The organism is Amycolatopsis sp. CFH S0740 (assembly GCF_004522315.1).
In the GTDB taxonomy this organism is placed as follows: Bacteria; Actinomycetota; Actinomycetes; order Mycobacteriales; family Pseudonocardiaceae; genus Amycolatopsis; species Amycolatopsis nivea.
Map to the genome: position 1 here is coordinate 365,828 of NZ_SDLS01000001.1, position 22,689 is coordinate 388,516.

Annotated in this window: 18 protein-coding genes; 14 read left to right on the forward strand and 4 right to left on the reverse strand. The window is 69.1% G+C overall.

Translation table 11 applies throughout. From position 1 onward, the window contains the following. The first annotated feature begins 591 nt into the window (after positions 1 to 591). From EIZ45_RS01810 to EIZ45_RS01825, 4 genes are all read left to right on the forward strand, one after another. Entirely contained in the window at positions 592 to 2,622 is a 2,031-nt protein-coding gene (locus EIZ45_RS01810; RefSeq protein WP_240690517.1) for a thiamine pyrophosphate-binding protein, read from the forward strand. Positions 2,623 to 2,638: 16 nt separating this feature from the next. Then, entirely contained in the window at positions 2,639 to 3,868 is a 1,230-nt protein-coding gene (gene frc, locus EIZ45_RS01815; protein ID WP_134661550.1) for a formyl-CoA transferase, read from the forward strand. 2 nt (positions 3,869 to 3,870) lie between these two features. Next, positions 3,871 to 6,009: an acetate--CoA ligase family protein gene (locus EIZ45_RS01820; RefSeq protein ID WP_134661549.1), complete on the forward strand. Its 2,139-nt coding sequence runs from the start codon at positions 3,871 to 3,873 to the stop codon at positions 6,007 to 6,009. A gap of 159 nt (positions 6,010 to 6,168) precedes the next feature. Next, positions 6,169 to 7,563: an OFA family MFS transporter gene (locus EIZ45_RS01825; RefSeq protein WP_134661548.1), complete on the forward strand. Its 1,395-nt coding sequence runs from the start codon at positions 6,169 to 6,171 to the stop codon at positions 7,561 to 7,563. A 115-nt stretch (positions 7,564 to 7,678) separates the two neighbouring features. On the opposite strand, the gene EIZ45_RS01830 is transcribed toward EIZ45_RS01825, so the two are convergent. Next, the gene (locus tag EIZ45_RS01830) at positions 7,679 to 8,413 is read right to left on the reverse strand and encodes a GntR family transcriptional regulator (RefSeq protein ID WP_037805865.1); all 735 of its coding nucleotides are present in this window, start codon (positions 8,411 to 8,413) and stop codon (positions 7,679 to 7,681) included. A gap of 329 nt (positions 8,414 to 8,742) precedes the next feature. Between EIZ45_RS01830 and EIZ45_RS01835 the strand changes: the two genes are divergently transcribed. The 7 genes from EIZ45_RS01835 (at position 8,743) to gcl (ending at position 17,758) form a co-directional block, all read left to right on the forward strand. Beyond that, a complete protein-coding gene (locus EIZ45_RS01835) occupies positions 8,743 to 9,747 on the forward strand; it encodes a pyridoxamine 5'-phosphate oxidase family protein (protein WP_134661547.1) in 1,005 nt (334 codons plus the stop codon). 270 nt (positions 9,748 to 10,017) lie between these two features. Further along, complete coding sequence (locus EIZ45_RS01840; protein WP_134661546.1) at positions 10,018 to 11,205, forward strand: cupin domain-containing protein; 1,188 nt, start codon at positions 10,018 to 10,020, stop codon at positions 11,203 to 11,205. Positions 11,206 to 11,619: 414 nt separating this feature from the next. After that, on the forward strand, positions 11,620 to 12,567 hold the full coding sequence (locus EIZ45_RS01845) for a sucrase ferredoxin (RefSeq protein WP_205669764.1): 948 nt from the start codon (positions 11,620 to 11,622) through the stop codon (positions 12,565 to 12,567). A 543-nt stretch (positions 12,568 to 13,110) separates the two neighbouring features. Beyond that, positions 13,111 to 14,091: a 2-dehydropantoate 2-reductase gene (locus EIZ45_RS01850; protein ID WP_134661545.1), complete on the forward strand. Its 981-nt coding sequence runs from the start codon at positions 13,111 to 13,113 to the stop codon at positions 14,089 to 14,091. Between the two features lie 255 nt (positions 14,092 to 14,346). After that, positions 14,347 to 15,171, forward strand: coding sequence for a hydroxypyruvate isomerase family protein (locus EIZ45_RS01855; RefSeq protein ID WP_037805872.1), 825 nt, complete (start codon positions 14,347 to 14,349; stop codon positions 15,169 to 15,171). Then, on the forward strand, positions 15,171 to 16,061 hold the full coding sequence (locus EIZ45_RS01860; protein ID WP_134661544.1) for a 2-hydroxy-3-oxopropionate reductase: 891 nt from the start codon (positions 15,171 to 15,173) through the stop codon (positions 16,059 to 16,061). Before EIZ45_RS01855 ends, EIZ45_RS01860 begins: the two co-directional genes overlap by 1 nt. A gap of 2 nt (positions 16,062 to 16,063) precedes the next feature. After that, positions 16,064 to 17,758, forward strand: coding sequence for a glyoxylate carboligase (gene gcl / locus EIZ45_RS01865; protein WP_081684948.1), 1,695 nt, complete (start codon positions 16,064 to 16,066; stop codon positions 17,756 to 17,758). Positions 17,759 to 17,804: 46 nt separating this feature from the next. Here gcl and EIZ45_RS01870 read toward each other — a convergent pair whose 3' ends face one another. Further along, positions 17,805 to 18,521 (reverse strand): helix-turn-helix transcriptional regulator, encoded by a 717-nt coding sequence (locus EIZ45_RS01870; protein ID WP_240690516.1) that lies wholly within the window; start codon positions 18,519 to 18,521, stop codon positions 17,805 to 17,807. 133 nt (positions 18,522 to 18,654) lie between these two features. Between EIZ45_RS01870 and EIZ45_RS01875 the strand changes: the two genes are divergently transcribed. The 3 genes from EIZ45_RS01875 to EIZ45_RS01885 all read left to right on the forward strand — a co-directional run bounded on the left by EIZ45_RS01875 (position 18,655) and on the right by EIZ45_RS01885 (position 20,680). After that, entirely contained in the window at positions 18,655 to 18,987 is a 333-nt protein-coding gene (locus tag EIZ45_RS01875; protein WP_043834458.1) for a helix-turn-helix transcriptional regulator, read from the forward strand. Next, the gene (locus tag EIZ45_RS01880) at positions 18,984 to 19,655 is read left to right on the forward strand and encodes a cation transporter (RefSeq protein WP_134661543.1); all 672 of its coding nucleotides are present in this window, start codon (positions 18,984 to 18,986) and stop codon (positions 19,653 to 19,655) included. Before EIZ45_RS01875 ends, EIZ45_RS01880 begins: the two co-directional genes overlap by 4 nt. Positions 19,656 to 19,939: 284 nt before the next feature. Then, positions 19,940 to 20,680 (forward strand): SDR family oxidoreductase, encoded by a 741-nt coding sequence (locus EIZ45_RS01885; RefSeq protein ID WP_134661542.1) that lies wholly within the window; start codon positions 19,940 to 19,942, stop codon positions 20,678 to 20,680. Positions 20,681 to 20,684: 4 nt separating this feature from the next. On the opposite strand, the gene EIZ45_RS01890 is transcribed toward EIZ45_RS01885, so the two are convergent. Together EIZ45_RS01890 and EIZ45_RS01895 are read right to left on the reverse strand one after the other, a co-directional pair. Beyond that, positions 20,685 to 21,356 (reverse strand): hypothetical protein, encoded by a 672-nt coding sequence (locus EIZ45_RS01890; RefSeq protein ID WP_037805877.1) that lies wholly within the window; start codon positions 21,354 to 21,356, stop codon positions 20,685 to 20,687. A gap of 797 nt (positions 21,357 to 22,153) precedes the next feature. Continuing rightward, positions 22,154 to 22,612 carry a single-stranded DNA-binding protein gene (locus EIZ45_RS01895; RefSeq protein ID WP_134661541.1) on the reverse strand — a complete coding sequence of 153 codons (459 nt, stop codon included), beginning with the start codon at positions 22,610 to 22,612 and terminating at the stop codon, positions 22,154 to 22,156. Between the last annotated feature and the right edge of the window lie 77 nt (positions 22,613 to 22,689).

Genomic DNA, 22,689 nt, shown 5'->3' on the forward strand with positions numbered 1-22,689 from the left:
ACCTGCCGCCGTGCCGCAGCCAGTTCGGCCGAGCGGCCCGACGGGCTTGCTGCCGTGCCGCAGCCCGCTCGGCTGAGCGATCCGACGGGCTAATCGCCGTTCCGCAGCCAGTTCGGCTGAGCGCCCGACGGGCTTGCTGCCGTGCCACGGAGCACCTCGGCCGAGCGATCCGACGGGCTAACCGCCGTGCCGCAGCCAGCTCCGCCGAGCGACCCGGCGGCTAGCCGCGGTACCACCGAGCACCTCGGCCGAGCAACGACGCCCGCCTTGTCGCCAAGCCCCGGCCGATGAGCCGCCCCGCCGCGCGCGTCGTGCAGCAGGTCGACCCCGCGAATCAGCCGGCGAGCCGCCCGTCGAAGCCGGTGGCGGATCGTCCGGTCGGTCGGCCGGACAAACCTGCGGATGCCCCTGGACAGCGGGCGGCTCGAAGAGTAAGTCTAATGCCTACCTCATACGGTATGCAATCTACAGTCTTCCGGCGACGAGCCGCTGACCTGCGGCGACAGATTCGGCGGGCCGCGGAGAGGCACGAGCAGACCGGGACGAGCGCGCGGGTCAGAGAGGTCCGGCGCGGGACAGGAGGAGTTGCGCATGTCGCCCACCACGACCGGCCGGCAAGCAGGCCAGCACACCGGCGAGAACGCCAGCGGGCAGACCGGGGACAAGGCCGAAGCGAAACCCGTCGGCGATGCCAGCGAAGACCGGCCAGTCAGCCAGAGCGCCGGAGACGAGAATCGGCAAACTAGCCAGAGCGCCGGAGACGAGAATCGGCAAGCCAGCCCGAGCACCGGGGGCAAGGACCAGCAAGCCAGCCCGAGCGCCGGAAGCAAGGCCAGTAACGAAACCCGCCAAAGCGCGGGTGCCAAGGCCAGCGAGAACGGGCAAACCAGCCGAAGCGCCCCGGACAAACCCAGCGGGACCGCAGGTCAGCACCCAGCCACCACCGGGGCAGCGCCGGACACGATCTCCGGCGGCCACCTGGTTGCGAAAGCCCTGAAGGCCGAAGGCGTGGACACCATCTTCACCCTCTGCGGCGGCCACATCATCGACATCTACGACGGCTGCGTCGACGAGGGCATCAGCGTCATCGACGTCCGCCACGAGCAGGTCGCGGCGCACGCGGCCGACGGGTACGCGCGGATCACCGGCCGCCCGGGGTGTGCGGTGGTCACGGCGGGGCCGGGGACGACCGACGCGGTCACCGGCGTCGCGAACGCGTTGCGCGCGGAGAGTCCAATGCTGCTGATCGGCGGCCAGGGTGCGTTGAGCCAGCACAAGATGGGCTCGCTGCAGGACCTCCCGCACGTGGACATGATGACCCCGATCACCAAATTCGCCGCCACCGTCCCGCACACCGCGCGGGCCGCTGACCTGGTGTCGATGGCGTTCCGCGAAGCCTTCGCGGGCGCGCCCGGACCGTCCTTTTTGGAGATTCCCCGCGACGTCCTCGACGCGCGCGTGCCGGCGGAGAACGCGCGCATCCCGCAGTCCGGCCGCTATCGGGCCTCCACACGGAACGCGGGCGATCCGGCGGATGTCGAAAAGCTCGCGGATCTGCTGGTACACGCCAAGAAACCGGCGATTCTGCTCGGCAGCCAAGTCTGGACGACCCGCGCCACCGAGCCCGCGACGGAACTCGTGCGCGCGCTGAACATCCCGGCCTACATGAACGGCGCCGGCCGCGGAACTCTGCCGCCGGGCGATCCGCACCATTTCCAGCTTTCCCGCCGTTATGCCTTCGACAACGCGGACGTGATCGTCATCGTCGGCACGCCGTTCGACTTCCGGATGGGTTACGGCAAAAGGCTTTCCCCGGACGCGAAGGTGGTCCAGATCGACCTCGACTACCGGACCGTCGGGAAGAACCGCGACATCGACCTCGGCATTGTCGGCGACGCGGGACAGATCCTCGCCGCGGTCGCGGACGCTGCGTCCGGGCGGGTGGACAACGGGGCGGTGGGCCGCAAGCCGTGGCTGGAGGAATTGCGGGCGGTCGAAGAAAAAGCCAAGCAGAAGCGGTTGCCGCAGCAGCATTCCGACGCGAATCCGATCCATCCGTACCGGCTGGTGCACGAGATCAACGAGTTCCTGACCGAGGATTCGATCTACATCGGCGACGGCGGCGACATCGTCACCTTCTCCGGCCAAGTCGTGCAACCGAAGGCACCGGGGCACTGGATGGATCCCGGTCCACTCGGGACACTCGGCGTCGGGATTCCGTTCGTGCTGGCCGCGAAACACGCGCGGCCGGACCAAGAGGTCGTCGCGCTCTTCGGCGACGGGGCGTTTTCCCTTACCGGGTGGGATTTCGAGACGCTCGTGCGGTTCGACCTGCCGTTCGTCGGGATCGTCGGCAACAACTCGTCGATGAACCAGATCCGCTACGGCCAGGCGCAGAAATACGGCCTGGCCCGCGAACGCATCGGCAACACCCTCGGCGACGTCCCCTACGACCAGTTCGCCCGGATGCTCGGCGGCTACGGCGAGGAGGTCCGCGACCCGGCGGACATCGCCCCGGCACTGCGCCGCGCCCGGGAATCCGGCAAGCCTTCGCTGATCAACGTCTGGGTCGACCCGGACGCCTACGCCCCCGGAACCATGAACCAGACGATGTACAAGTAGTCGGGAGGAGCCGAAGATGGGAAAGGCACTGGAGGGCGTCCGCGTCCTCGACATGACCCACGTCCAATCCGGACCGTCGTCGACGCAGATCCTCGCCTGGCTCGGCGCGGACGTCGTGAAGCTCGAAACCCCCGGACGCGGCGACATCACCCGCGGCCAGCTGCGCGATCTGCCCGGAGTGGACAGTCTGTACTTCACGATGCTGAACGCCAACAAGCGCAGCATCACGCTCAACATGAAAAGCGAGCAGGGCAAGGAAGTCTTCACCAAGCTGGTGTCCTCAGTGGACGTGCTGGTGGAGAACTTCGGACCCGGCGTCGTGGACCGTTTCGGGTTCTCCTGGGATCGGCTCCGCGAGATCAACGAGCGGCTGATCTACGCGTCCATCAAGGGTTTCGGCCCGGGCCGGTATGCGAATTTCAAGGCCTACGAGGTGATCGCGCAGGCGATGGGCGGCTCGATGAGCACGACCGGCTTCGAACAGGGACCACCCACTGCGACCGGCGCGCAGATCGGCGATTCGGGCACCGGCATCCACCTCGTCGCGGCGATTCTGGCGGCGTTGTACCAGCGTACGAGCACCGGGCGCGGCCAGCGGGTGCAGGTCGCGATGCAGGACGCCGTGCTCAACCTGTGCCGGGTCAAGCTGCGCGACCAGCAGCGGCTGGCGCACGGGCCGCTGGGCGAGTACCCCAACGAACGGTTCGGCGACGAGGTGCCGCGGTCGGGCAACGCGTCCGGCGGCGGCCAGCCGGGCTGGGCGGTGCGGTGCGCGCCGGGCGGGCCCAACGACTACATCTACGTCATCGTCCAGCCGGTCGGCTGGGCTCCGCTGACCGAGCTGATCGGGCGGCCGGAACTCACCGAGGACCCGGACTGGGCGACCCCGGAGGCGCGGCTGTCCAAACTGGACAAGGTGTTCGCGATGGTCGAGGAATGGACCGAACAGCGCACCAAATGGGAGGTCATGGAGCTGCTCAACGCCCGCAACATCCCTTGTGGACCGATTCTGTCCACTAAGGAGCTGATCGAGGACGAGACGCTGGCCGAGCTGGGGTCGGTGGTCGAGGTGCCGCATCCGGAGCGCGGCGCGTTCAAGACCGTCGGCTGCCCGTTGAAGCTGTCCGATTCGCCGGTGGAGGTCGAGCGTTCTCCGTTGCTGGGCGAGCACAACGACGAGGTGCTCAGCGAACTCGGCTACAGCGCGGCGGATGTCGAGCAGCTGCGCACGGCGGGCGTGATCTGACGATGACGACGGAAACGGGCCGCGCGGCGGTCGAAGAAATTCTGAAGCGAGTAGCCGGGGAAGGCCGCTCCGTGTTGACCGCACCGGAGGGCCGCGCAGTTTGCGAGGCATACGGCATTCCGACGCCGCAGGAACGGCTCGCCACTTCTGCGGAGGAAGCGGTGGCGCAGGCCGGGGAAATCGGCCTTCCGGTGGTGCTGAAGATCGTGTCGCCGGACATCCTGCACAAGACCGAAGCTGGCGGCGTGCTCGTCGGCCTCGGCAGCGAACAGGAAGTCGCTGACGGCTACGCCAAGATTCTGGCTAACGCCAAGGCTTACGACGCCTCGGCCCGGATCACCGGCGTGCAGGTGCAGCAGATGCTGACCAGCGGGCAGGAGGTGATCATCGGCGCGGTCACCGATCCGAGCTTCGGCAAGATCGTCGCGTTTGGACTCGGCGGAGTTCTGGTCGAGGTGCTGAAGGACGTCACCTTCAGGCTGGCGCCCACCAGCACCGACGAAGCTCTGTCCATGGTGGACGGTATCGCGGCCGCGGAAATCCTCAATGGAGTGCGCGGCAGCGAGGCGGTCGACAAAGCGGCGCTGGCCGACGTCGTGCATCGGCTGTCGCAGCTGGTCACCGACTTTCCGCAGCTGGCCGAGGTCGACCTCAACCCGGTGCTCGCCACCGGCGACGGGGCGACCGCCGTGGACGTGCGGATCCTCGTCGACCCGGCGGCGGCCGCGGAACCGGTGCGGTTCAGCCAGGACGAAATCCTCGCGGCAATGAACCGGATCATGAAACCGGCCGCGGTCGCGGTGATCGGCGCGTCCGCCGAGGACGGGAAGATCGGCAATTCGGTGATGAAGAATCTCGTCAACGGCGGCTACGCGGGCGAGATCTACCCGATCAATCCGAAGGCCGCGGAAATCCTCGATCGCAAGGCGTATCCGAGCATCGCGGACGTCCCCGGCGATGTGGACGTGGCCGTCTTCGCGATCCCGGCCAAGTTCGTGCCGGCGGCGCTGGAAGAGGCGGGCGAGAAGGGGGTCGCCGGGGCGATCCTGATTCCTTCCGGCTTCGGCGAGACGGGGAATATCGAGCTGCAGAACGAGGTTCTGGCCATCGCGCGCAAGCACGGCGTGCGGATTCTCGGCCCGAACATCTACGGCTATTACTACACGCCGGAGAATCTGTCCGCGACGTTTTGCACCCCCTATGACGTCAAAGGCGGCGTCGCGCTGTCCTCGCAGAGCGGCGGGATCGGGATGGCGATCCTCGGCTTCAGCCGGTCGGCCGGGATGGGCGTGTCCGCGATCGTCGGCGTCGGGAACAAGGCCGACATCGACGAAGACGATCTCCTCACCTTCTTCGAGCACGACGACAACACCGAACTCGTCGCCATGCACCTGGAAGACCTCAAGGACGGGCGCGCGTTCGCCGAGACCGCGAAGCGGGTGTCCGCGAAGAAACCAGTGGTGGTGCTGAAGGCGGGACGGACGTCGGAAGGCGCGAAAGCGGCCGGGTCACACACCGGCGCGCTGGCCGGCAATGACCGCGTGTACGACGACATCCTGCGCCAAAGCGGTGTCATTCGCGCACCAGGCCTCAACGACCTGCTCGAATACGCGCGAGGCGTGCCGAAACTGCCCACGCCGAAGGGCGAAAACGTCGTGATCATCACCGGCGCGGGCGGTTCCGGAGTGCTGCTTTCGGACGCCTGCGTGGACAACGGGCTCACGCTGATGCGGATCCCGGACGACCTGGACGCCGCGTTCCGCGAGTACATCCCGCCGTTCGGCGCGGCCGGAAACCCGGTCGACATCACCGGCGGCGAGCCGCCGTCGACCTATCGGAACACCCTCGCGTTAGGACTGTCCGACGATCGTATTCACTCGTTGGTTCTCGGTTACTGGCACACGATCGTCACGCCGCCGATGGTGTTCGCCGAGCTGGTCGTGGACGTGGTGGAGGAGTTCCGGCGGAAAGGCATCCACAAGCCGGTGGTGGCGTCGCTGTCCGGAGATGTCGAGGTCGAGCAGGCCAGCGAGCACCTGTACGCGCACGGCGTCGTGGCCTATCCCTACACGACCGAAAAGCCGGTCGCGGTGCTCGGCGCGAAGTACCGGTGGGCGCGTTCGGCGGGTCTGCTGCCTTGATCAAGTCCGGAGGGAGGCGTACGTTGCCCGACACCTAACCGCTGGTCAGCGGAGTGCGGCGAGGAAGGGACGCCGGGACGCGGGGTCGCGTCCCGGCTCGGGGGAACGGAGACAGCCCGGCACGGGAACCGAAGTCAACGGTGACGAAAGAGAATTCTCATGACCGCAGCCCAACCGACATACCAGGAGATCGTCGACGACAACGGGCGGACGTACCGGATCGGGGAGAGCCCCCGGGACCTGATGGGCCGGTCCCGCAGCTGGATGGTCTGGCTGCCGTGGGTGGCCATGATGGCGGTGAGCGTTTTCGAATACGGCTGGGGAGCCGTCGAGGGGACGCTGGAGGAAAAATACGGCTGGTCGTTGTCGGACGCGTTCTGGCTGGCCAGCATCTGGGCCGTGTTCCAGGCCGGGGTCGCTTTCCCGGCCGGCCGGCTCCGGGAGAAGAACATCGTGTCGGCGAAAACGGCGATGCTGGCCGGGGCGGTGTGTTCCGGGATCGGCTACTTCTCCATCGCGCACAGCGGAAATCTGGTGGTGGCGTTCATCGGGTATTCGGTGCTGGGCGGGATCGGCGCCGGACTCGTGTACGCGACCTGCATCAACATGGTCGGGAAATGGTATCCGGAGAAGCGCGGCGCCCGCACCGGATTCGTGAACGGCGGCTTCGCGTACGGTTCGGTGCCGTTCATTTACCTGTTCAGTGCCTTCCTCGGCCATGAGAACGTGACGATCACGCTCGACGCGATCGGCCTGTACATGCTCGTGGTGGTCGGGCTGTGCGGGTTCCTCTTCAAGGACCCGCCGAAGAACTGGTGGCCCGCCGAGGTCGACCCGATCGCCTGGCTTAAAGGCAGCGCGGCGGGGAAGGCCCGGAGCCTGGAAAAGAACCCGCCCGCGGTACGGCAGTTCACTCCGATGGAGGCGATCCGCACCGGAATGCTGCCGCTGATGTGGGTCACCCTCGTGGTGATCGGCGGGGTTTCGCTGTTCGGGATCAATTTCCAGGTCGATTTCGCCAAGGAAAGCCAGTTCGGCGCCTTCGTAGCGGCTTCGTCGGCGGGAATCTTGGCCATTGTGAACGGTGTCGGCCGGGGGATCGTCGGCTGGGCTTCCGACCGGATCGGCCGGAAGGCGACGTTGTTCTGGGTGCTGGTGATCGCGGCATTGGCGCAATTCGGCGTGCTGTGGTCGGGCAAGACGCACAGTTTGTTCTGGTTCATGGTATTCGCGGTGCTGACCGGATTCGGCAGCGGCGCGTTCTACCCGCTGTTCGCCGCGCTGGTGCCGGATTACTTCGGCGAGAACCACAACGCGACGAACTACGGCATCGTCTACAGCGCGAAACTGGTCGGCGGTGTCGGCGGCGGCGGTCTGGCGGCCGGAGTGATCGCCGCGTGGGGCTACACCGGCGCGTATGTGCTGGCCGGGTGCATTGCTCTGCTGTCCGCGGTGATGACGTTGTTCTTGCGGCAGCCAGGACGTTCCGGTCGCGGCTCGCCGGAAAAGGCGGGCGAGCGGATCGCGCGCACCGCTCCGGCGGCGGGCAACTGAATTTCCCTTGCGGGCCCGGGAGCGACGGGACGGCTGGCACCCGCCCCGTCGCTCCCGGGTTGCTTTGTTTCCTCTCGCGGGACCGTTCAGCTGGCTGACCCGGCGCGCGCGGTGATTATTCCGCCGCGTCGGGCCGTTCGTGGAATGCCTGGCGCGTGCGTTCGGTGTGCTGAGCCATGATTTTCTCGGCTTTTTCGACGTTGTGCGCCGCGATCGCCTCGATCAGCGCGGCGTGCTCCTGCCACGCGTCGCGCCCGCGGGGCCGAGCGATCGGCGTGTAGTACCAGCGCACGCGGCGGTCGACCAGGCCGATGAGCTCGGTCAGGACGGCGTTGCCGGTGAGCTCGGTGATGTACGCGTGCAGGTCGGCGTTCGCCGCGACGAGCCGCTCGCTGTCGTCCGCGGCGAGGGCTTTCATGCCGACGTCCTGCAGCTCCCAGAGGCGCTTGATGTCGTCGTCGGTCGCACACGCCGCGGCGAGACGCGCGGAGTGGGTCTCCAGCACCGCCCGGACGCCGAGGAGCTGGTCGGCTTCCTCGTCGGTGGGCAGGTGCACAAACGCGCCCTGCGCGGGCCGGAGGTCGACCCAGCCCTCGCTTTGCAGGCGCTGCAACGCCTCGCGCACCGGCTGGCGGCTGACGCCCAGGTACTCGGCGAGGTCGGCCTCGACGAGGTGCTGCCCGGGTTCGAGGGTGCGGTTGATGATCAGCTCGGCGAGCGCGTCGTACACGACCTGCCGCAGCGGCGCGGGCCGCTCCACCCGGTTGGCGCTCTTTCCGGAGAGCGACCCCTTGGCCGTCCGGCGGCCGGTGGGCCCGCGTTCGGGCAGGGGAGAAACGGACTCGGTCACGGTGCACCTCGGGTGGGATCAGCGGCGGGATTCGAGGAACTCAGTTTTCAGGATACAGGTTTTAGTATGCAAAATCCCAGGATTCTGGATCACGTGGGCGATCTTCCCTCGCGCGGGTGGCGAGCCGGGCCGGGCGAGGGGATCGGACGCTGGTGGGAGCGGTTGCCGGTCTGTGTCCGACAGTGAAGTGGATCCGCGGCGGTCGGCCGTTCCCGACGGGGAGGTGGATCCGTGGCGGTCGCCGCGTCGTGCGCGCTGGGCACCGGCACGGATCCTGATGCGGGCGAAGCTCGTCCGCGGGGATCTGATGCTTAGGCTAACCTAACTCCATGGGGATCATCCGTGCGGTGCCGGACCTGGAACGCGTCGTGGGCGAGCGGCCGCTGCCGGTCATGATGAAGTCGATCGACCATCTCGACCCGCATTGCCTCGCGCTGCTCGCGCACAGCCCCGCCGCCGTGCTCGGTTATGTCGACGCCGGGGGACGACAGCGGGCCGAACTGGTCGGCGGGACACCAGGATTCGCCGTCGCGGAGTCCAGGTCACGGCTGCGGCTGCCGGTTCCGTCGGCGGCCGCGCCGGGTGCCGGTGCCGCGCTGCTGGTGCTCGTCCCGGGGTGGCGCGAGACTTTGCGGATCAACGGAACCCTTGCCGAAGACGGTCTTCTCGTCGAGGAAGCGTTCCTGCACTGCGGCAAAGCGGTCCTCCGTTCGAACCTGTGGGGACCGGGGTCAGCGCCGGAGGACGCCGTCGAAGAGGGGACTGCGCTCGGTCCCGCAGCGGCTGCTTTCCTTGCTGCCGCACCGTTCGCCGTGGTGACGTCGCGGGACGGATCCGGGCGCGCCGACGCCAGTCCGAAGGGCGATCCACCCGGCGTGGCCCGGATGATCGGACCGACGACGGTCGCGCTCGCTGACCGGCCCGGCAACCGGCGTACCGACACGTTCCACAATGTCGTCGAGCGCCCTGAGGTGGCTGTCTTGGCCGTCGTTCCCGGCGACGTTCGCACGTTGGAGATCACCGGGAAGGCGGTAGTCAGCACGGAGGACGGGCTGCGCGAGTCGATGACCGAGCGCAACCGCACCCCGAAAGCGGTGCTCAAGGTGGAGGTCGAGACCGTCCGGCTCGCGCGGAACGGTGCCCTGCGCGAGTCCGGGTTGTGGGACTCCGCCAAGCACGTCGATCTCGCCGACCTGCCGCGGTCGTCGACCATCTGGACGGACCACCTCAAGCTGAACGAGACCGCGGGCGCGGCCGCGGAACTGGTGCGGGCCGGGGTGAACGAACCGCTGCTCCGAGCGGGTCTCGACGAGGATTACCGGCAGAATCTGTGAGCCGCCGGGTGGGCTGAGGGTGATCATCGGCCCGGCGAAGACTACTCAAATGACCGATGTCCGTCCCGGCGATCTCCCGTAGCGTGAGGCGCGCCCAGTCGTCGACGTTGCGAGGTCCGGATGGCTCAAGAACGCATGACAACCGACACCGACACGGCCGCCAGCGGTCTGCTGCTGAGCGTGGAACCGCTGACCGCCGCGGTGGACCGCGGCAAGGCCAACGGCGCCGTGGCCGACAACGACGGCAACGACTAGCCGTTGTCGCGCTCCATGACGGAGATTCCCGGACTGGCCGGCCTCGTGGCACCGCTCGAGGCCGGCCAGTTCTTCGCAGAGGTCTTGGGCAAGGAGCCGCGGCGGTTCCCGGGGGAGAAAGGCCGGTTCGCGTCCCTGCTGCCGTGGCCGGAGCTGGACCGGGTGCTGCGCCAGCACCGCCTGGAGTTCCCCCGGCTGCGGCTCGCGCTCGACGGCGACGTCGTCCCCGCGCACACCTACACCGAAATGGTGTCGACGCGGCGCAACGGCCTGGTCCCGCGCGTGCTGCCGGCCCCGTTCGCCGAACACTTGCGCGCCGGCGCGACGCTCGTGCTCGACTCGGTCAACGAACTGGTCGGCGAAGTCGGCGAATTGGCGGGCAAACTCGAACACGACCTGCGCGAGCGGATCCAGGTCAACCTGTACGCGGGCTGGGGCACCACGCACGGCTTCGACGTCCACTGGGACGACCACGACGCGTTCGTCATCCAGCTTTCCGGGCGGAAACGGTGGCGCCTGCACGGGGTCACCCGGCGTTCGCCGCTGCAACGCGACGTCGAACTTCCGGAACGCCCCGAAGGCGAACCGCACGACGACTTCCTGCTCGAGGACGGCGACGTCCTCTACCTGCCGCGCGGGCATTGGCACGACGTGTCGGCGGTCGGCGAGGAGTCGCTGCACCTGACGATCGGGTTCAACGCCGCCACCGGCGTGGATCTCGTGGCGTGGCTGGCTGACCAGCTGCGCTCCGACGAACTGTTCCGCGCTGACCTGCCCCGGTTCGCTGGTCCGGACGCGCGTGCGGAGCGGGCCGAAGCGCTCCGCCGGCGGCTCGCTGAGGTGACCGCGGGCGACGTCGTCGACCGTTTCCTTGCCGACCGGGACGCCCAGGCCCCGGCCCAGACCCGCATCGGCCTGCCGTGGGCGGCCACGGCGGACCTGCTGCCGCCGGACGACGATTTCGAGGTCCGGCTGCTCGTCCCACGCGCCGCACTGGTGGACGACGACGGGACGGTTGCGCTGGTCGGTGCCGGGAAACGGCTAGTCTTCGCCGAGGCCGCGCGTCCGGTGCTCGCTGCGTTGCTCGAGTGCGGTCCGCAGCCGTTCAAGGTTCTGGTCGACGCCGCGCCAGGGGTGCCTCCGGAGACGGTGCGGGCGCTGTTGAAGGAGCTGGTGGTTCAGGGGCTTGTTGCTCGGGCCTGACTGCGGGCTTTGTCGGGGTGCCTTGGTGGTGCGGGGCAGCGTGAGTTGGGTGCTGTGAGGCCTCGACGCTCGGCCCTGGTCGCAGGGTTCGTCGGGGTGCGAGGCTGGCTCCCGGTCTGGGCTGCGGAGTTTCGCCAGGCGCGATCGCTGAGGCCACGGCGCTCGGCCCCGGTCACCGCCGTCGGGTGTGCGGGTGCTGCCCGGGTGGCTGGTGGTGAGAGGCCGGGCTGCACGGGCTTGAAGGAGGGCGTCACGCGGCCCGGCGACATTGCCGCCGCGACCTGGCGGCCATGACGGTGCGAGCGCTGGTCGCCCGCGGTCTGGGACGCCCGGCGCATTGCCCGATCGAGTGACGTCGCGCGACAGTGACGGTCGCCTCGAAAAGACCTGGCGCGCCGTCAGCTATACTTAGGCATGCCTAAGCCCGACGTGCCGCACTCGGGCCCGGGGATCTGCTTCCCGGGCCGGAATGGTGCGCCCGGATGCGCCGCGCTCACCCGGGAGCTCGGTGGCGAGCCTGCCGGGACCGCCGCGCGCATGACGTCCTGGCTGCTGGTCGAGCAGCCGGGTTCGTGGGGCCCGGACGCGCTCGAAGACGTGCTGTCCGCCGTGTTCCCCGCCGAACGCCTCGACGCCGCCCGCGCCGCTGGCCTGCGCCCCCTGCTGATCCGAAAGCCGGGACGGCACGCGCGGACGCCAGGTGCCCCGCGCGCGGTTTACGTCGCGAGCGGACATCCCGGCGACCGTTGGACGGAACGGCTCGACCTCGCTGACCTGGCTGATCTCGCCCATCTTGATCTCGAAGCAGTCGCGGCCGGACGTCGCGGGCACGGGGAACCGGTGTCCGGTCCGCTTTTTCTCGTCTGCACGCACGGCAGCAAGGACATGTGCTGCGCCGTTTTCGGCCGGCCGCTGGCGACGAGCCTCGCGCAGAACCATCCCGGGCGGGTGTGGGAGGTCAGCCACGTCGGCGGGGACCGCTGGGCCGGAAACCTCCTGACCGTGCCGGACGGTTTCCTCCACGGCAGCCTCGCGGTGCCCGACGCCGAACTCGCGGCGAAGGAAGCGCTCAGCGGCAACGTCCGGCTGGAGAACCTGCGCGGGCGTACGTCGGCGGAGAGCGCGTGGTCGCAGTTCGCCGAGATCGAGGTCCGCGGACGCACTGGATTGCGCGGTCTCGACGCGGTGCTGGCCGTGACCGAGGAATCCCGGGGCGACGCCCGAAGCGTCCTGGTCGAGGCGGGAGAGCGACGCTACGAGGTGATGGTCCGGCGGACGGTGCCGACGTCGTCCGTGCACAGCCGATGCACTGCGCGGCTGGTGCTGTCGGGGTTCGTGGCGGAGTCAGTGCGCGAAGTTTGACCTCGGTGGTTGCGCCGCTCGGCGAGGGACTCCGAAGGCTGGCCACGCCACCGACTGGCGGTCCGCGAGCGGCGGCTGGTCTGCCGGACTTCAAGCGGGCGCATCGCAAGACACCACGGCACCCGGCAGTTCGCGCTCGTGAGTGGCGATGCCGGTACTAACCGGCATCGCCACTCACGAGCCCCAACCGGGCTTCTCCGCAGCGGGGGCGCAAGGTTCGCCCCGCCGATGGGCGCGGTCGGCCTCGCGGAGTTCCGCAAGGTGCGGTGCGCGGGCTAGGGGATGTTGCGGAGTTCCGCGAACGGGACGGTGCGGGATTCCGCAAGGGGAGCGCTTCGGTTCTCCGCGAGACGAATCAGATTCCCCCGAAGGACCTCTCACCGTCCTCTGCGGGAGCGGGCGGACATGCCCGGCGCACCGATCCCCGCCGCGCACCCCGTCGTTCGTCATCGGCGCTTCCGATCACCAAAACCTGGCCCGCAGTCACCGGAGGGGATACTGTATGCAATCTATCATCGGCGGGATACCGACCGGGAGGCGACCATGCGGGTGGCGGTTCTGGGCGCAGGAGCGATCGGCGCGTACGTCGGCGCGGCGCTGCATCGCGGTGGCACCGAAGTTCACCTCATCGCGCGCGGTGCGCATCTCGCGGCGATGGCGGCGGACGGGGTGCGCGTCCGGAGTCCCCGCGGGGACTTCACGGCGCATCCGCACGTCACGGCGGATCCGAGCGAGGTCGGGCCGGTCGACTACGTTTTCCTTGGCCTCAAAGCACATTCGTATCCGGACTGCGGTGCCCTCCTCACCCCGTTGCTGCGGGAGAACACCGCGCTCGTCGCGGCGCAGAACGGCATTCCGTGGTGGTATTTCCACGGGCTGGCCGGTCATCCGCTGGCCGGCCGCCGCGTGGAAGCCGTCGATCCGGGCGGGGCTACCAGTCGGGTGCTGGACGTCGAGCGGGCGATCGGGTGTGTCGTCTACTGCTCGACCGTCATCGAGGAACCGGGCGTCATCCGGCATCTCGAGGGCACGCGGTTTTCCCTCGGGGAACCGTCCGGGGAGAGTTCCGTCCGCTGCCGGAAGCTCGCCGACGCGATGGTCGCGGGCGGGCTCAAAGCCCCGGTCGAGCCGAGGCTGCGCGACGACATCTGGGTCAAGCTGATGGGCAACGTCGCGTTCAACCCGCTGTCCGCGCTCACCCGGGCGACCATGGCGCAGATGTGCGAGCACGACGAAACCCGCGCGCTCGTCGCGGCGATGATGACCGAAACCCTGGCGATCGCGCGGGCGGCGGGTGCGGATCCGCAGGTCTCGGTCGAGAAACGGATCGACGGCGCGTGGCGCGTCGGGCACCACAAGACGTCCATGCTGCAGGACCTGGAAGCGGGCAAACCGCTGGAGATCGACGCGATCATCGGTGCGGTCGTGGAGCTCGCGGATCTCACTGGCGTCGAGGCGCCCGCGTTGCGGCATGTGCACGCCGCGATCGGATTGCTCAATCGGACGGCGATTCCGGTCGGCTGAAAAGGAAACCGCGCGACCGTCCACTGTGGAATAAAGCGTGACCACTGTGGACGGTCGCGGCTAGAGCCGCTCGCCGAAGAGGTCGGCAAGGGTGCTGCGCCCGGATCGAGCGACGCCGTGGCGCGCCCGGCGTCTCGAGGAAACCTGCCCGCTTCCCGTTGACCGGAGCCTCCGCATCCAGCTATTCTCGAACTACGGAAGAAAACTTCCACGAAGCGAAATTAGCTGATCGAGATGTGAGGAGCCGAGGTACTCATGACCGGTCCCGCCGGGGAGCGGCACTCGCTGCCCTACACCGCCAACCTGTCGATCCTGTTCACCGAACTCCCGCTGCTCGAGCGCGCGCAGGCCGCTCGGGCAGCGGGCTTCACCAAGGTGGAGTACTGGTGGCCGTTCGACAGCGCCGACCCGTCGGGAGCCGACGTCGACCGGTTCGCGCGGTCGATCGAGCAGGCGGGCGTCCAGCTGACCGGGCTGAACTTCTACGCGGGCGACATGGCCGCGGGCGAGCGCGGGCTCGTGTCGTGGGTCGGCCGCGAGGCGGAGTTCGCGACGAGCCTGACGGTCGCGCTCGGGCTCGCCGAACGGCTCGGCTGCCGCAGCTTCAACGCGCTGTACGGCAACCGGATCGACGGGACCGCACCGTCCGAACAGGACGATCTGGCCCGCACGCACCTCGCGACCGCGGCGAAGGCGGCCGAGGGCATCGGCGCACAGCTGGTGCTCGAACCGCTCTCCGGCACCCCGGCGTACCCGCTGAAGACCGCGGCCGACGCGGTCGCGGTGCTCGACGAGCTCGGCCTGGACAACGTCCGGCTGCTCGCGGACCTCTACCACCTGGCGGTCAACGGCGACGACCTCGACACCGTGATCGCCCGCTACACCCCGCGCACCGGGCACGTGCAGATCGCCGACGCGCCGGGCCGGCACCAGCCGGGCACGGGGGAGCTGGATCTCGAAGGACATCTGGAAAAGCTGCAGGCGGCGGGCTACGCCGGACCGGTGGGCATCGAGTACAAACCGGACGGTTCCACTGTGGACTCGCTGGCCTGGCTGCCGTACGAGCGAAGGGGAAACTGATGAGCAGGATCGGGTTCATCGGACTGGGCGTGATGGGCACGCCGATGGCCGCGCACCTGGCCGCCGCCGGACACGAGGTGAGCGGGTTCGACCTCAACGCCGACGCGCTGGCGAAGCTGGAAGCGGCGGGCGGGCGCGCGGCGAAGGACGTCGCCGACGCGGTGTCCGGGGCCGAGGTCGTGATCACCATGCTGCCGAACCACCCGCAGGTCGAGCAGGTCGTGCTCGCCCCGGGCGGCGTGCTCGACACGATCGCGCCCGGCACGCTGCTGGCCGACATGAGCACCATCCGGCCGGAGACGTCGATCGAGGTCGCGAAAGCCGGTGCGGCCAAGGGAATCCGGGTGCTGGACGCGCCGGTGTCCGGCGGTCAGGCCGGGGCCGAGCAGGCCACTCTGTCCATTATGGTCGGTGGCGACGAGGCCGATTACGCCGCGGCGAAGCCGGTTTTCGACACGCTCGGCAAGACCGTGGTGCACGTCGGCCCGCACGGTGCGGGCCAGGTCGTGAAGGCGGCCAACCAGCTGGTGGTCGGCGGGATCTACGGGCTGGTCGCCGAGGCGATCGTGCTGCTGGAAGCGTCCGGAGTGGACGCGGGCACCGGGCTCGACGTCCTCGCGGGCGGTCTCGCCGGCAGCCGGATCCTGGAACTGAAACGGAAGTCGATGGTCGCGCGGCAGTTCGAGCCGGGCTTCCGGATCGACCTGCACCACAAGGACATGGGCATCGCGCTGGCCGCGGCCCGGCAGTCCGACGTGGCGCTCCCGCTCACCGGCCTGGTCGCGCAGCTGGTCGCGGCCGGGCGGGCGATGGGCTACGGCTCGCTGGACCATTCCGCGCTGCTGAAGGTCGTCGAAGAACTGTCCGGCCGCTCGTCCGAGGAGGTTTGACCATGGCCCGGGTCCCCGCTATGCAGGCAGTCGTCGACGTGCTGGTCGACGAAGGGATCGACGTCGCCTTCGGCTGCCCAGGAGCGGCGATCCTGCCGCTGTACGACGCGATGCAAGGCCGCGGCATCGACCATCTGGTGGTCCGCCACGAAGAAGGCGCGACGCATATGGCCGACGGCTGGGCGCGCACGACCGGCAACGTCGGCGTCGCGATCGGCACGTCCGGTCCGGCCGGCACCAACATGATCACCGGCCTCTACACCGCGCACGCGGATTCCGTCCCGATCCTGTGCATCACCGGGCAGGCCGCGACGACGAAGCTGCACCAGGAAGCGTTCCAGGCGGTCGACATCGTCGAGATCGCGCGGCCGGTCACGAAGTGGGCGGTCCAGGTGAAGGAAGCCGCGCAGCTGCCGTGGATCTTCCGCGAGGCGTTCCGCATCGCGCGGTCCGGACGGCCCGGCCCGGTCCTCATCGACCTCCCGATCGACGTGCAGAAGCAGATGATCGAGTGGGATGCGTCGATCGACTCGGCATTGCCGGTCAGCACGGTCAAACCGGCTCCGGCGCGGGTCGAGCGGGCACTCGACATGCTGCTCGCCGCCGAACGCCCGCTGATCCTGGCCGGCGGCGGCGTCGTCCTCGGCGAGGCGAGCGAACCGTTGCGGCAGCTGGCGGAGCGGCTCGGCGTCCCGGTCGGCGTCACGCTGATGGGCAAGGGCAGTTTCCCGGAGGACCACGAGCTGTTCGCCGGCATGGCGGGCATCCAGACGTCGCAGCGCTGGGCCAATGCCGCGTTCCTGGAGTCGGACCTGGTCCTGGCGCTGGGCGCGCGGTTCGGCGACCGGCACACCGGCGAGCTGTCGGTGTACCGCGGCGACCGGAAGTTCATCCACGTCGACATCGAGCCCACGCAGCTGGGCAAGGTGTTCGGCCCGGACCTCGGCGTCGTCTCGCACACGCGGGAGTTCCTGGAAGCGCTGCTGGCGGCGCTCGACGCGCGCACCGCCCCGGCGCGGGACCGCGCGTGGGTCAAGCGGCTCGGCGACCTCAAGGCGGAGCTGCCGCGCAAGGAGGACTTCGACTGCGCGCCGATCAAGGCGCCGCGGGTGTTCAAGGAGCTCAACGAGTTCTACGGCCCCGAGACGTACTTCGTGACGGCGATCGGGCTGTACCAGATCTGGTCCGGGCAGTTCCAGCGCGCGCACCTGCCGCGGCACTACCAGGTGTGCGGCCAGGCAGGTCCGCTCGGCTGGGAGATCCCGGCGGCGATCGGCGTCAAGAAGGCCCGGCCGGACGCGGAGGTCGTCGGCGTGGTCGGCGACTACTCGTTCCAGTTCCTGGTGGAGGAGCTGGCGGTCGCCGCGCAGTACGACGTCGGGTTCGTGCTCGTCATGCTCAACAACGAGTACCTGGGCCTGATCCGCCAGTCCGAGCTGCCGTACGAGATGAACTACCAGGTCGACATCCACTACGACGACCACGGCACGGACAACGTGAAGATCATGGAGGCCTACGGCTGCTCGGGCACCCGCGTCGAGGACCCGGGCGAGATCCGGTCGTCGCTCGAATGGGCGCGGAAGGAAGCCGAGCGCACCCGGCGGCCGGTGCTGGTCGAGATCATGATCGAACGCGAGGGCAACGCCGCGATGGGCGCCGCACTGGACGCGGTGCGCGAGTTCGAAGCGGCCGACTGACCGGGAACCGGGCCGGAGCGGGCTTGCTCCGGCCCGGTTTTCGGTGCTACTGCGCGGGAATCAGTTCGGCGAGGGAGGCGAGGGCCTCGGCGTCGCGGGTTCCCGGCGTCGCGTGGAAGACCACCAGTTGCAGGCTGACCGGTCCGGGGATGTCGAGTTTGTCGCTGTGCAGGTCCAGATTTCCGACCGCTGGGTGGCGGAAACGGACGAGGTGGCCGGTGCGCGGTTTGACGTCGTGCCGGGCCCAGAGGTCCCGGAACTCGTCGCTGCTGGCAGTGAGGTCGGCGATGAGTTCGGCTGCCGCGGGGTCGGCGATGCTGGGGCCGAGTGCGGCGCGCAGGCCCGCGACGCCGTCCGCGGCCATCTGCTCCCAGTCGCGGCGGAGTTCTCGTTCGGCCGGGTCGAGGAAGACCGCGCGGAGCAGGTTCCGGCCGACCGCGTAGTTCGGCGAAACCGCTGCGGCGACGGGGTTCGCGGCGAGCACGTTGGTGAGCCGGTCCTGGACGTACGCGGGGTTCGTCGCCCAGGTGGAGATCAGTTCGGCGATGCTCGCGGGTACCTGCGGCTCGGGCTGGCCAGGCTGGTTCGCGCTCGCGAGCTGATGCAGGTGCTGGCGGGCGGCTTCGTCGAGGCCGAGCGCCCGCGCCAGCGCGTCGAGCACCTGCGCTGACGGGTTCTGGTCGCGGCCCTGTTCCAGCCGGATGTAGTAGTCGCTGCTGATTCCCGCCAGCAGCGCGAGTTCCTCGCGACGCAGGCCTCGCACGCGCGTCGTCCGTTGTCCGGCAGCCCGACGTCGGCCGGGGAGATCCGCTCTCGCCGGGCGCGGAGGAAGTCGCCGAGGAGGTTGTCCACCGAGTCAGTGTATTTGATTCAGTGACTGCTGTACTGTTGCGCCTGTGCTGACCTCTGAGACTCGCGAACTGGCACTCGCCCGGCTCGGCCGCGCGCTGGCGGATCCGACCCGATGCCGGATTCTCGTGGCACTGCTGGACGGGGTGGCGTACCCGGCGCAGCTGGCCGCGGAACTGGAGCTGAGCAGGTCGAACGTCTCGAACCATCTCGCGTGCCTGCGCGGGTGCGGGCTGGTGCTCGCGACGTACGAGGGCCGGCAGGTCCGGTACGCGATCGCTGATCCGCATCTCGCGCACGCGTTGGCGGAGCTGACGAAGGTGGTTTTGGCGGTCGCGCCGACGGACGCGTGTGCCGAGGAGCCGCAGGCGGCGCGATGACCGAGCCCGATCGGGACTGCTGCGCGGAGTCGGCGGGCGGCGAGACCGTGTCGCTGGCTGGCCCTCCGGTGGTGGATGCCGCGCGACGGGCGGTCTTGCGGCGGCGAGTGCGGTGGCTGGTCGCCGGGACCATCACGTACAACGTGGTCGAGGCGATCGTCGCGGTGTCGGCCGGTACGGTCGCGTCGTCGTCGGCGCTCATCGCGTTCGGGCTCGATTCGGTGGCCGAGGTGCTGTCCGCGGTGTCGGTGGCGTGGCAGTTCGCCAGCGCGGATCCGAAACGTCGCGAGCGGGCTGCGCTGCGGGTGATCGCGGTGTCGTTCTTTCTCCTGGCGGCCTATGTCGCGGTCGATTCGGTGCGGTCGCTGTCCGGCGAGGAGGCTTCGCATTCGACGGTCGGGATCGTGCTCGCCGGGGTGTCCCTGGTCGTGATGCCGGTGCTTTCCGGTGCGCAACGCGGGGCCGGGCGCGAACTCGGCTCGGCGAGCGCGGTCGCCGACTCGAAGCAGACGCTTCTCTGCACTTACCTCTCTGGCGTGTTGTTGGTCGGGCTGCTGGTGAACGCGCTGTTCGGTTGGTATTGGGCCGATCCGGTCGCGGCATTGGCGATCGCGGCGGTCGCGGTCCGCGAGGGGCTCGAGGCCTGGCGGGGCGAGCACTGCTGCTGATCGCGGGTCAGGCGTTGCTGGATGGCGCGCAAGGTCATCGCCAGCGCGACGAATACGCCGATCAGCAGCAGCGCGGGGACTAGATCGCTCACCTCGGTTGGCCTTTCTCCGGTTGGTCGTCTCGGATCGAGAGCATGACCTGGTGCGGGCCCGGATTTCGCCGCCGCTCACGCTTCCTTGACTGCACTCCAGCCGATGTTGACGCGGCACGGCCCCTGCGTTATGCGGACACGTGTCCGGTACGCTGTCCGGACACGTGTCCGTATTGTTGGCAGGGGCAGGAAATGTCAGGTGTGGCAGGGAAAGTCGTCGCGATCACCGGGGCGAGCAGCGGAATCGGCGAGGCGGCCGCCCGGCTGCTCGCCGCACGGGGCGCGCCGGTGGTCCTGGGGGCGCGTCGCGAGGATCGGCTGGACGCGCTGGCGAAGGAAATCCGCGGCGAAGGCGGTCGCGCGGTCGCGTGCGTGACCGACGTGACCCAGCGCGCGGACCTGGACCGGCTGGTGCAGCGGGCGGTCGAGGAGTTCGGCCGGCTCGACGTGCTGGTCGGGAATGCCGGGATCGCCAAGCTGGGGCCGGTCGCGGACGCGGATGTCGACGGATGGTCGGCGATGATCGACGTCAACGTGCGCGGGGTGCTCAACGGGATCGCGGCGGCGATGCCGGTGTTCCGGCGGCAGGGGCGGGGCCATCTGGTGACGACGGTGTCGACGTCCGGGTTGAAGATCGTGCCCGGGCAGGCGGTTTACGCCGGGACGAAGAACGCGGTGCGGACGATTCTGGAGGCGCTGCGGCAGGAATCGACGGACGGCGTGCTCCGGACGACGTCGGTGTCGCCCGGATTCGTCCGGACGGAGCTGGCGGATTCGATCGACGATCCGGGGGAGCGCGAGCAGATCCGGCGACGGGTCGAGGAATTCGCGCTGGATCCGGCCGCGGTGGCGCGGGCGATCGCGTTCGCGGTGGAGCAGCCGGACGATGTGGAGATCGGCGACATCACCGTCCGGCCCGCGGTGCAGAACTGAGGGCTCAGAGGCATGGCGGCTGGTAGCCGTCGATGAGGAGTTCGCGGAAGTCGAGCGAGTTGGGGGTTTTGCCGACGAAGACCAGGCCGCGGGCTTCGGTCAGCGCGGAGGCGAACGAGTACTGCGGCTGGCCGAGTTCGGGAAGCCAGGTCCAGGAATCGGGGTCGAACGGGAAGAACTTGCGGACCAGCTGGCCGCCGGTCGAGGGGATGCGGGTGAGCCATTTGTCGCCGCCGCTCCAGTGGGAGGCGGGACGCAGCTGGACGTAGAAGTCGTCGTCGGCGCTGTAAGTCAGCCAGAATCCGGTGGAATGGCTGAGGTCGGCCTGCGCGTCGAACTGGTTGCCCAGCCAGACCACGGCGACGTGCCATTCGTTGTTCTGGAAGACGATTTTCGCCGCGTAGCCGTCGCCTTCGGGGACGAGAAGGCTTCCGGTGGGCGGGACGGTCGTGCCTTCGCCGCTGGCCAGCCATTTCTGGAGGCGGTTGATCGAGGGGGTGTTGCATTCGTCGTGCACGTGGCCGCCGCGGTGCGCGGTGTGCGCCGTGTGCGAGGCTGGCGCGCCGGGTGTGGCCTGTGCGGCGTGGGCGGCTGGTGCGGAGAGCGGGGCCAGCAGCAGTACGGAAATCGCGGCGAGGACTGTGGTTCCGGCCTTGGTCCGGCGAAGTGCGGGCATGGCCGGGAAGCTACCAGCGGGATTTCCGGCCGGTCAGGGCCGATAGTCGGCTTCTGGGCAAATGGTATGGACCTTTGCGGGAAAGGACCAGACCACTGCTGTGTGGCGGTGTTTGCGAGCGGTCAGCATGCTGCGGCCGGTGGCTGGGGCTCGGCTGCCGAATTGCGGCCGGGCTCCCATCGGCTGCCGGTAGCTGGCATCTGGTTGCCGAGTAGCGGCTGGGGCCCTTGGGCTGCCAGTAGCTCGCGCCGGGCCGCCGAATAACAGCTGGGCACCCTTCGGCTACCGCTGGCAGGCACCCAGCCGCCGAACGGCGGTTGGGTGCCCGTCGGCTGCCGCTGACTGGGGCTCGATTGCCGAAGGGTGGCCGGGCACCCATCGGCTGCCGGTAGCTGGCACCTGGCTGCCGAGTAGCGGCCGAGGCTCTTAGTCCGCCGGTGGCTGGCGCACGGCTGCCGAATCGCGGCTGGGCACCCTTCGGCTACCGATGGCTGGCACCCAGCTGTCGAACGGCGGTCGGCGCCCCTCTGGGTGCCCCTCGGGCGGCGTGGCTGCCGCCCGAGGTGTGCGTGGGGGTTCCGGCGTCAACGGTCGGTGTGCAGCTGAGCATCCTTCGGTTCGCCGCGGGCGAGCGGCACGGACGGCAACGTCGGTGAGGGCGACGGCATGCGCGGGCCGGGCTGGCCGGAATGCTCGGCTCTTGGGCATTCCGGCCAAGCTCCGGTTACGGGGGAGCAGTCGCCGAGATTGCGGGCTGCCGCGTCGCCTATCTCGCTGGCCAGCGGGCACGCGGGAGGTCAGAAGGGCGGCTCCTCAGTCACTCCGACCCCGGCGGACACTGGCGCAGCGCCCCAGGCATCCCCGCCTGGTCCGCCCGTCTCGTTGTTGTTCCGGCTGACCTTGGTGACTTTGGCGGTCGCATACCGCAGCGAAGGGCCGATCTCGTCCACTTGCAGTTCGACTACGGTGCGTTTCTCGCCTTCCTTTGTTTCGAAGGATCGCTGAACCAAACGTCCGGTGACTACGACCCTTGCTCCTCGGACGAGGCTTTCCGCGACATTTTCCGCTGCTTGCCGCCATATGCTGCACCTCAGGAACAGGGCCTCGCCGTCCTTCCATTCGCCGGATTGTCGGTCGAGGGTGCGCGGGGTCGACGCGACCGTGAAATTCGCGACTGCTGCTCCGGACGGGGTGAAGCGCAGTTCCGGGTCTGAGGTCAGGTTTCCGACCACTGTGATGACGGTTTCTCCAGCCATGATCACACTCCTTGGTTTCGGGTCGCCAAGTCCATGGCGACGGGTCTGAGGATCGGTTCCCGTCCATCGTTTGCCGG

Bases quoted from the DNA above. Each gene is read 5' to 3' on its own strand.
- EIZ45_RS01810 (WP_240690517.1), top strand. From the start codon at position 592: ATGTCGCCCACCACGACCGGCCGGCAAGCAGGCCAGCACACCGGCGAG.
- frc (WP_134661550.1), top strand. From the start codon at position 2,639: ATGGGAAAGGCACTGGAGGGCGTCCGCGTCCTCGACATGACCCACGTC.
- EIZ45_RS01820 (WP_134661549.1), top strand. From the start codon at position 3,871: ATGACGACGGAAACGGGCCGCGCGGCGGTCGAAGAAATTCTGAAGCGA.
- EIZ45_RS01825 (WP_134661548.1), top strand. From the start codon at position 6,169: ATGACCGCAGCCCAACCGACATACCAGGAGATCGTCGACGACAACGGG.
- EIZ45_RS01835 (WP_134661547.1), top strand. From the start codon at position 8,743: ATGGGGATCATCCGTGCGGTGCCGGACCTGGAACGCGTCGTGGGCGAG.
- EIZ45_RS01840 (WP_134661546.1), top strand. From the start codon at position 10,018: ATGACGGAGATTCCCGGACTGGCCGGCCTCGTGGCACCGCTCGAGGCC.
- EIZ45_RS01845 (WP_205669764.1), top strand. From the start codon at position 11,620: ATGCCTAAGCCCGACGTGCCGCACTCGGGCCCGGGGATCTGCTTCCCG.
- EIZ45_RS01850 (WP_134661545.1), top strand. From the start codon at position 13,111: ATGCGGGTGGCGGTTCTGGGCGCAGGAGCGATCGGCGCGTACGTCGGC.
- EIZ45_RS01855 (WP_037805872.1), top strand. From the start codon at position 14,347: ATGACCGGTCCCGCCGGGGAGCGGCACTCGCTGCCCTACACCGCCAAC.
- EIZ45_RS01860 (WP_134661544.1), top strand. From the start codon at position 15,171: ATGAGCAGGATCGGGTTCATCGGACTGGGCGTGATGGGCACGCCGATG.
- gcl (WP_081684948.1), top strand. From the start codon at position 16,064: ATGGCCCGGGTCCCCGCTATGCAGGCAGTCGTCGACGTGCTGGTCGAC.
- EIZ45_RS01880 (WP_134661543.1), top strand. From the start codon at position 18,984: ATGACCGAGCCCGATCGGGACTGCTGCGCGGAGTCGGCGGGCGGCGAG.
- EIZ45_RS01885 (WP_134661542.1), top strand. From the start codon at position 19,940: ATGTCAGGTGTGGCAGGGAAAGTCGTCGCGATCACCGGGGCGAGCAGC.
- EIZ45_RS01890 (WP_037805877.1), bottom strand. From the start codon at position 21,356: ATGCCCGCACTTCGCCGGACCAAGGCCGGAACCACAGTCCTCGCCGCG.
- EIZ45_RS01895 (WP_134661541.1), bottom strand. From the start codon at position 22,612: ATGGCTGGAGAAACCGTCATCACAGTGGTCGGAAACCTGACCTCAGAC.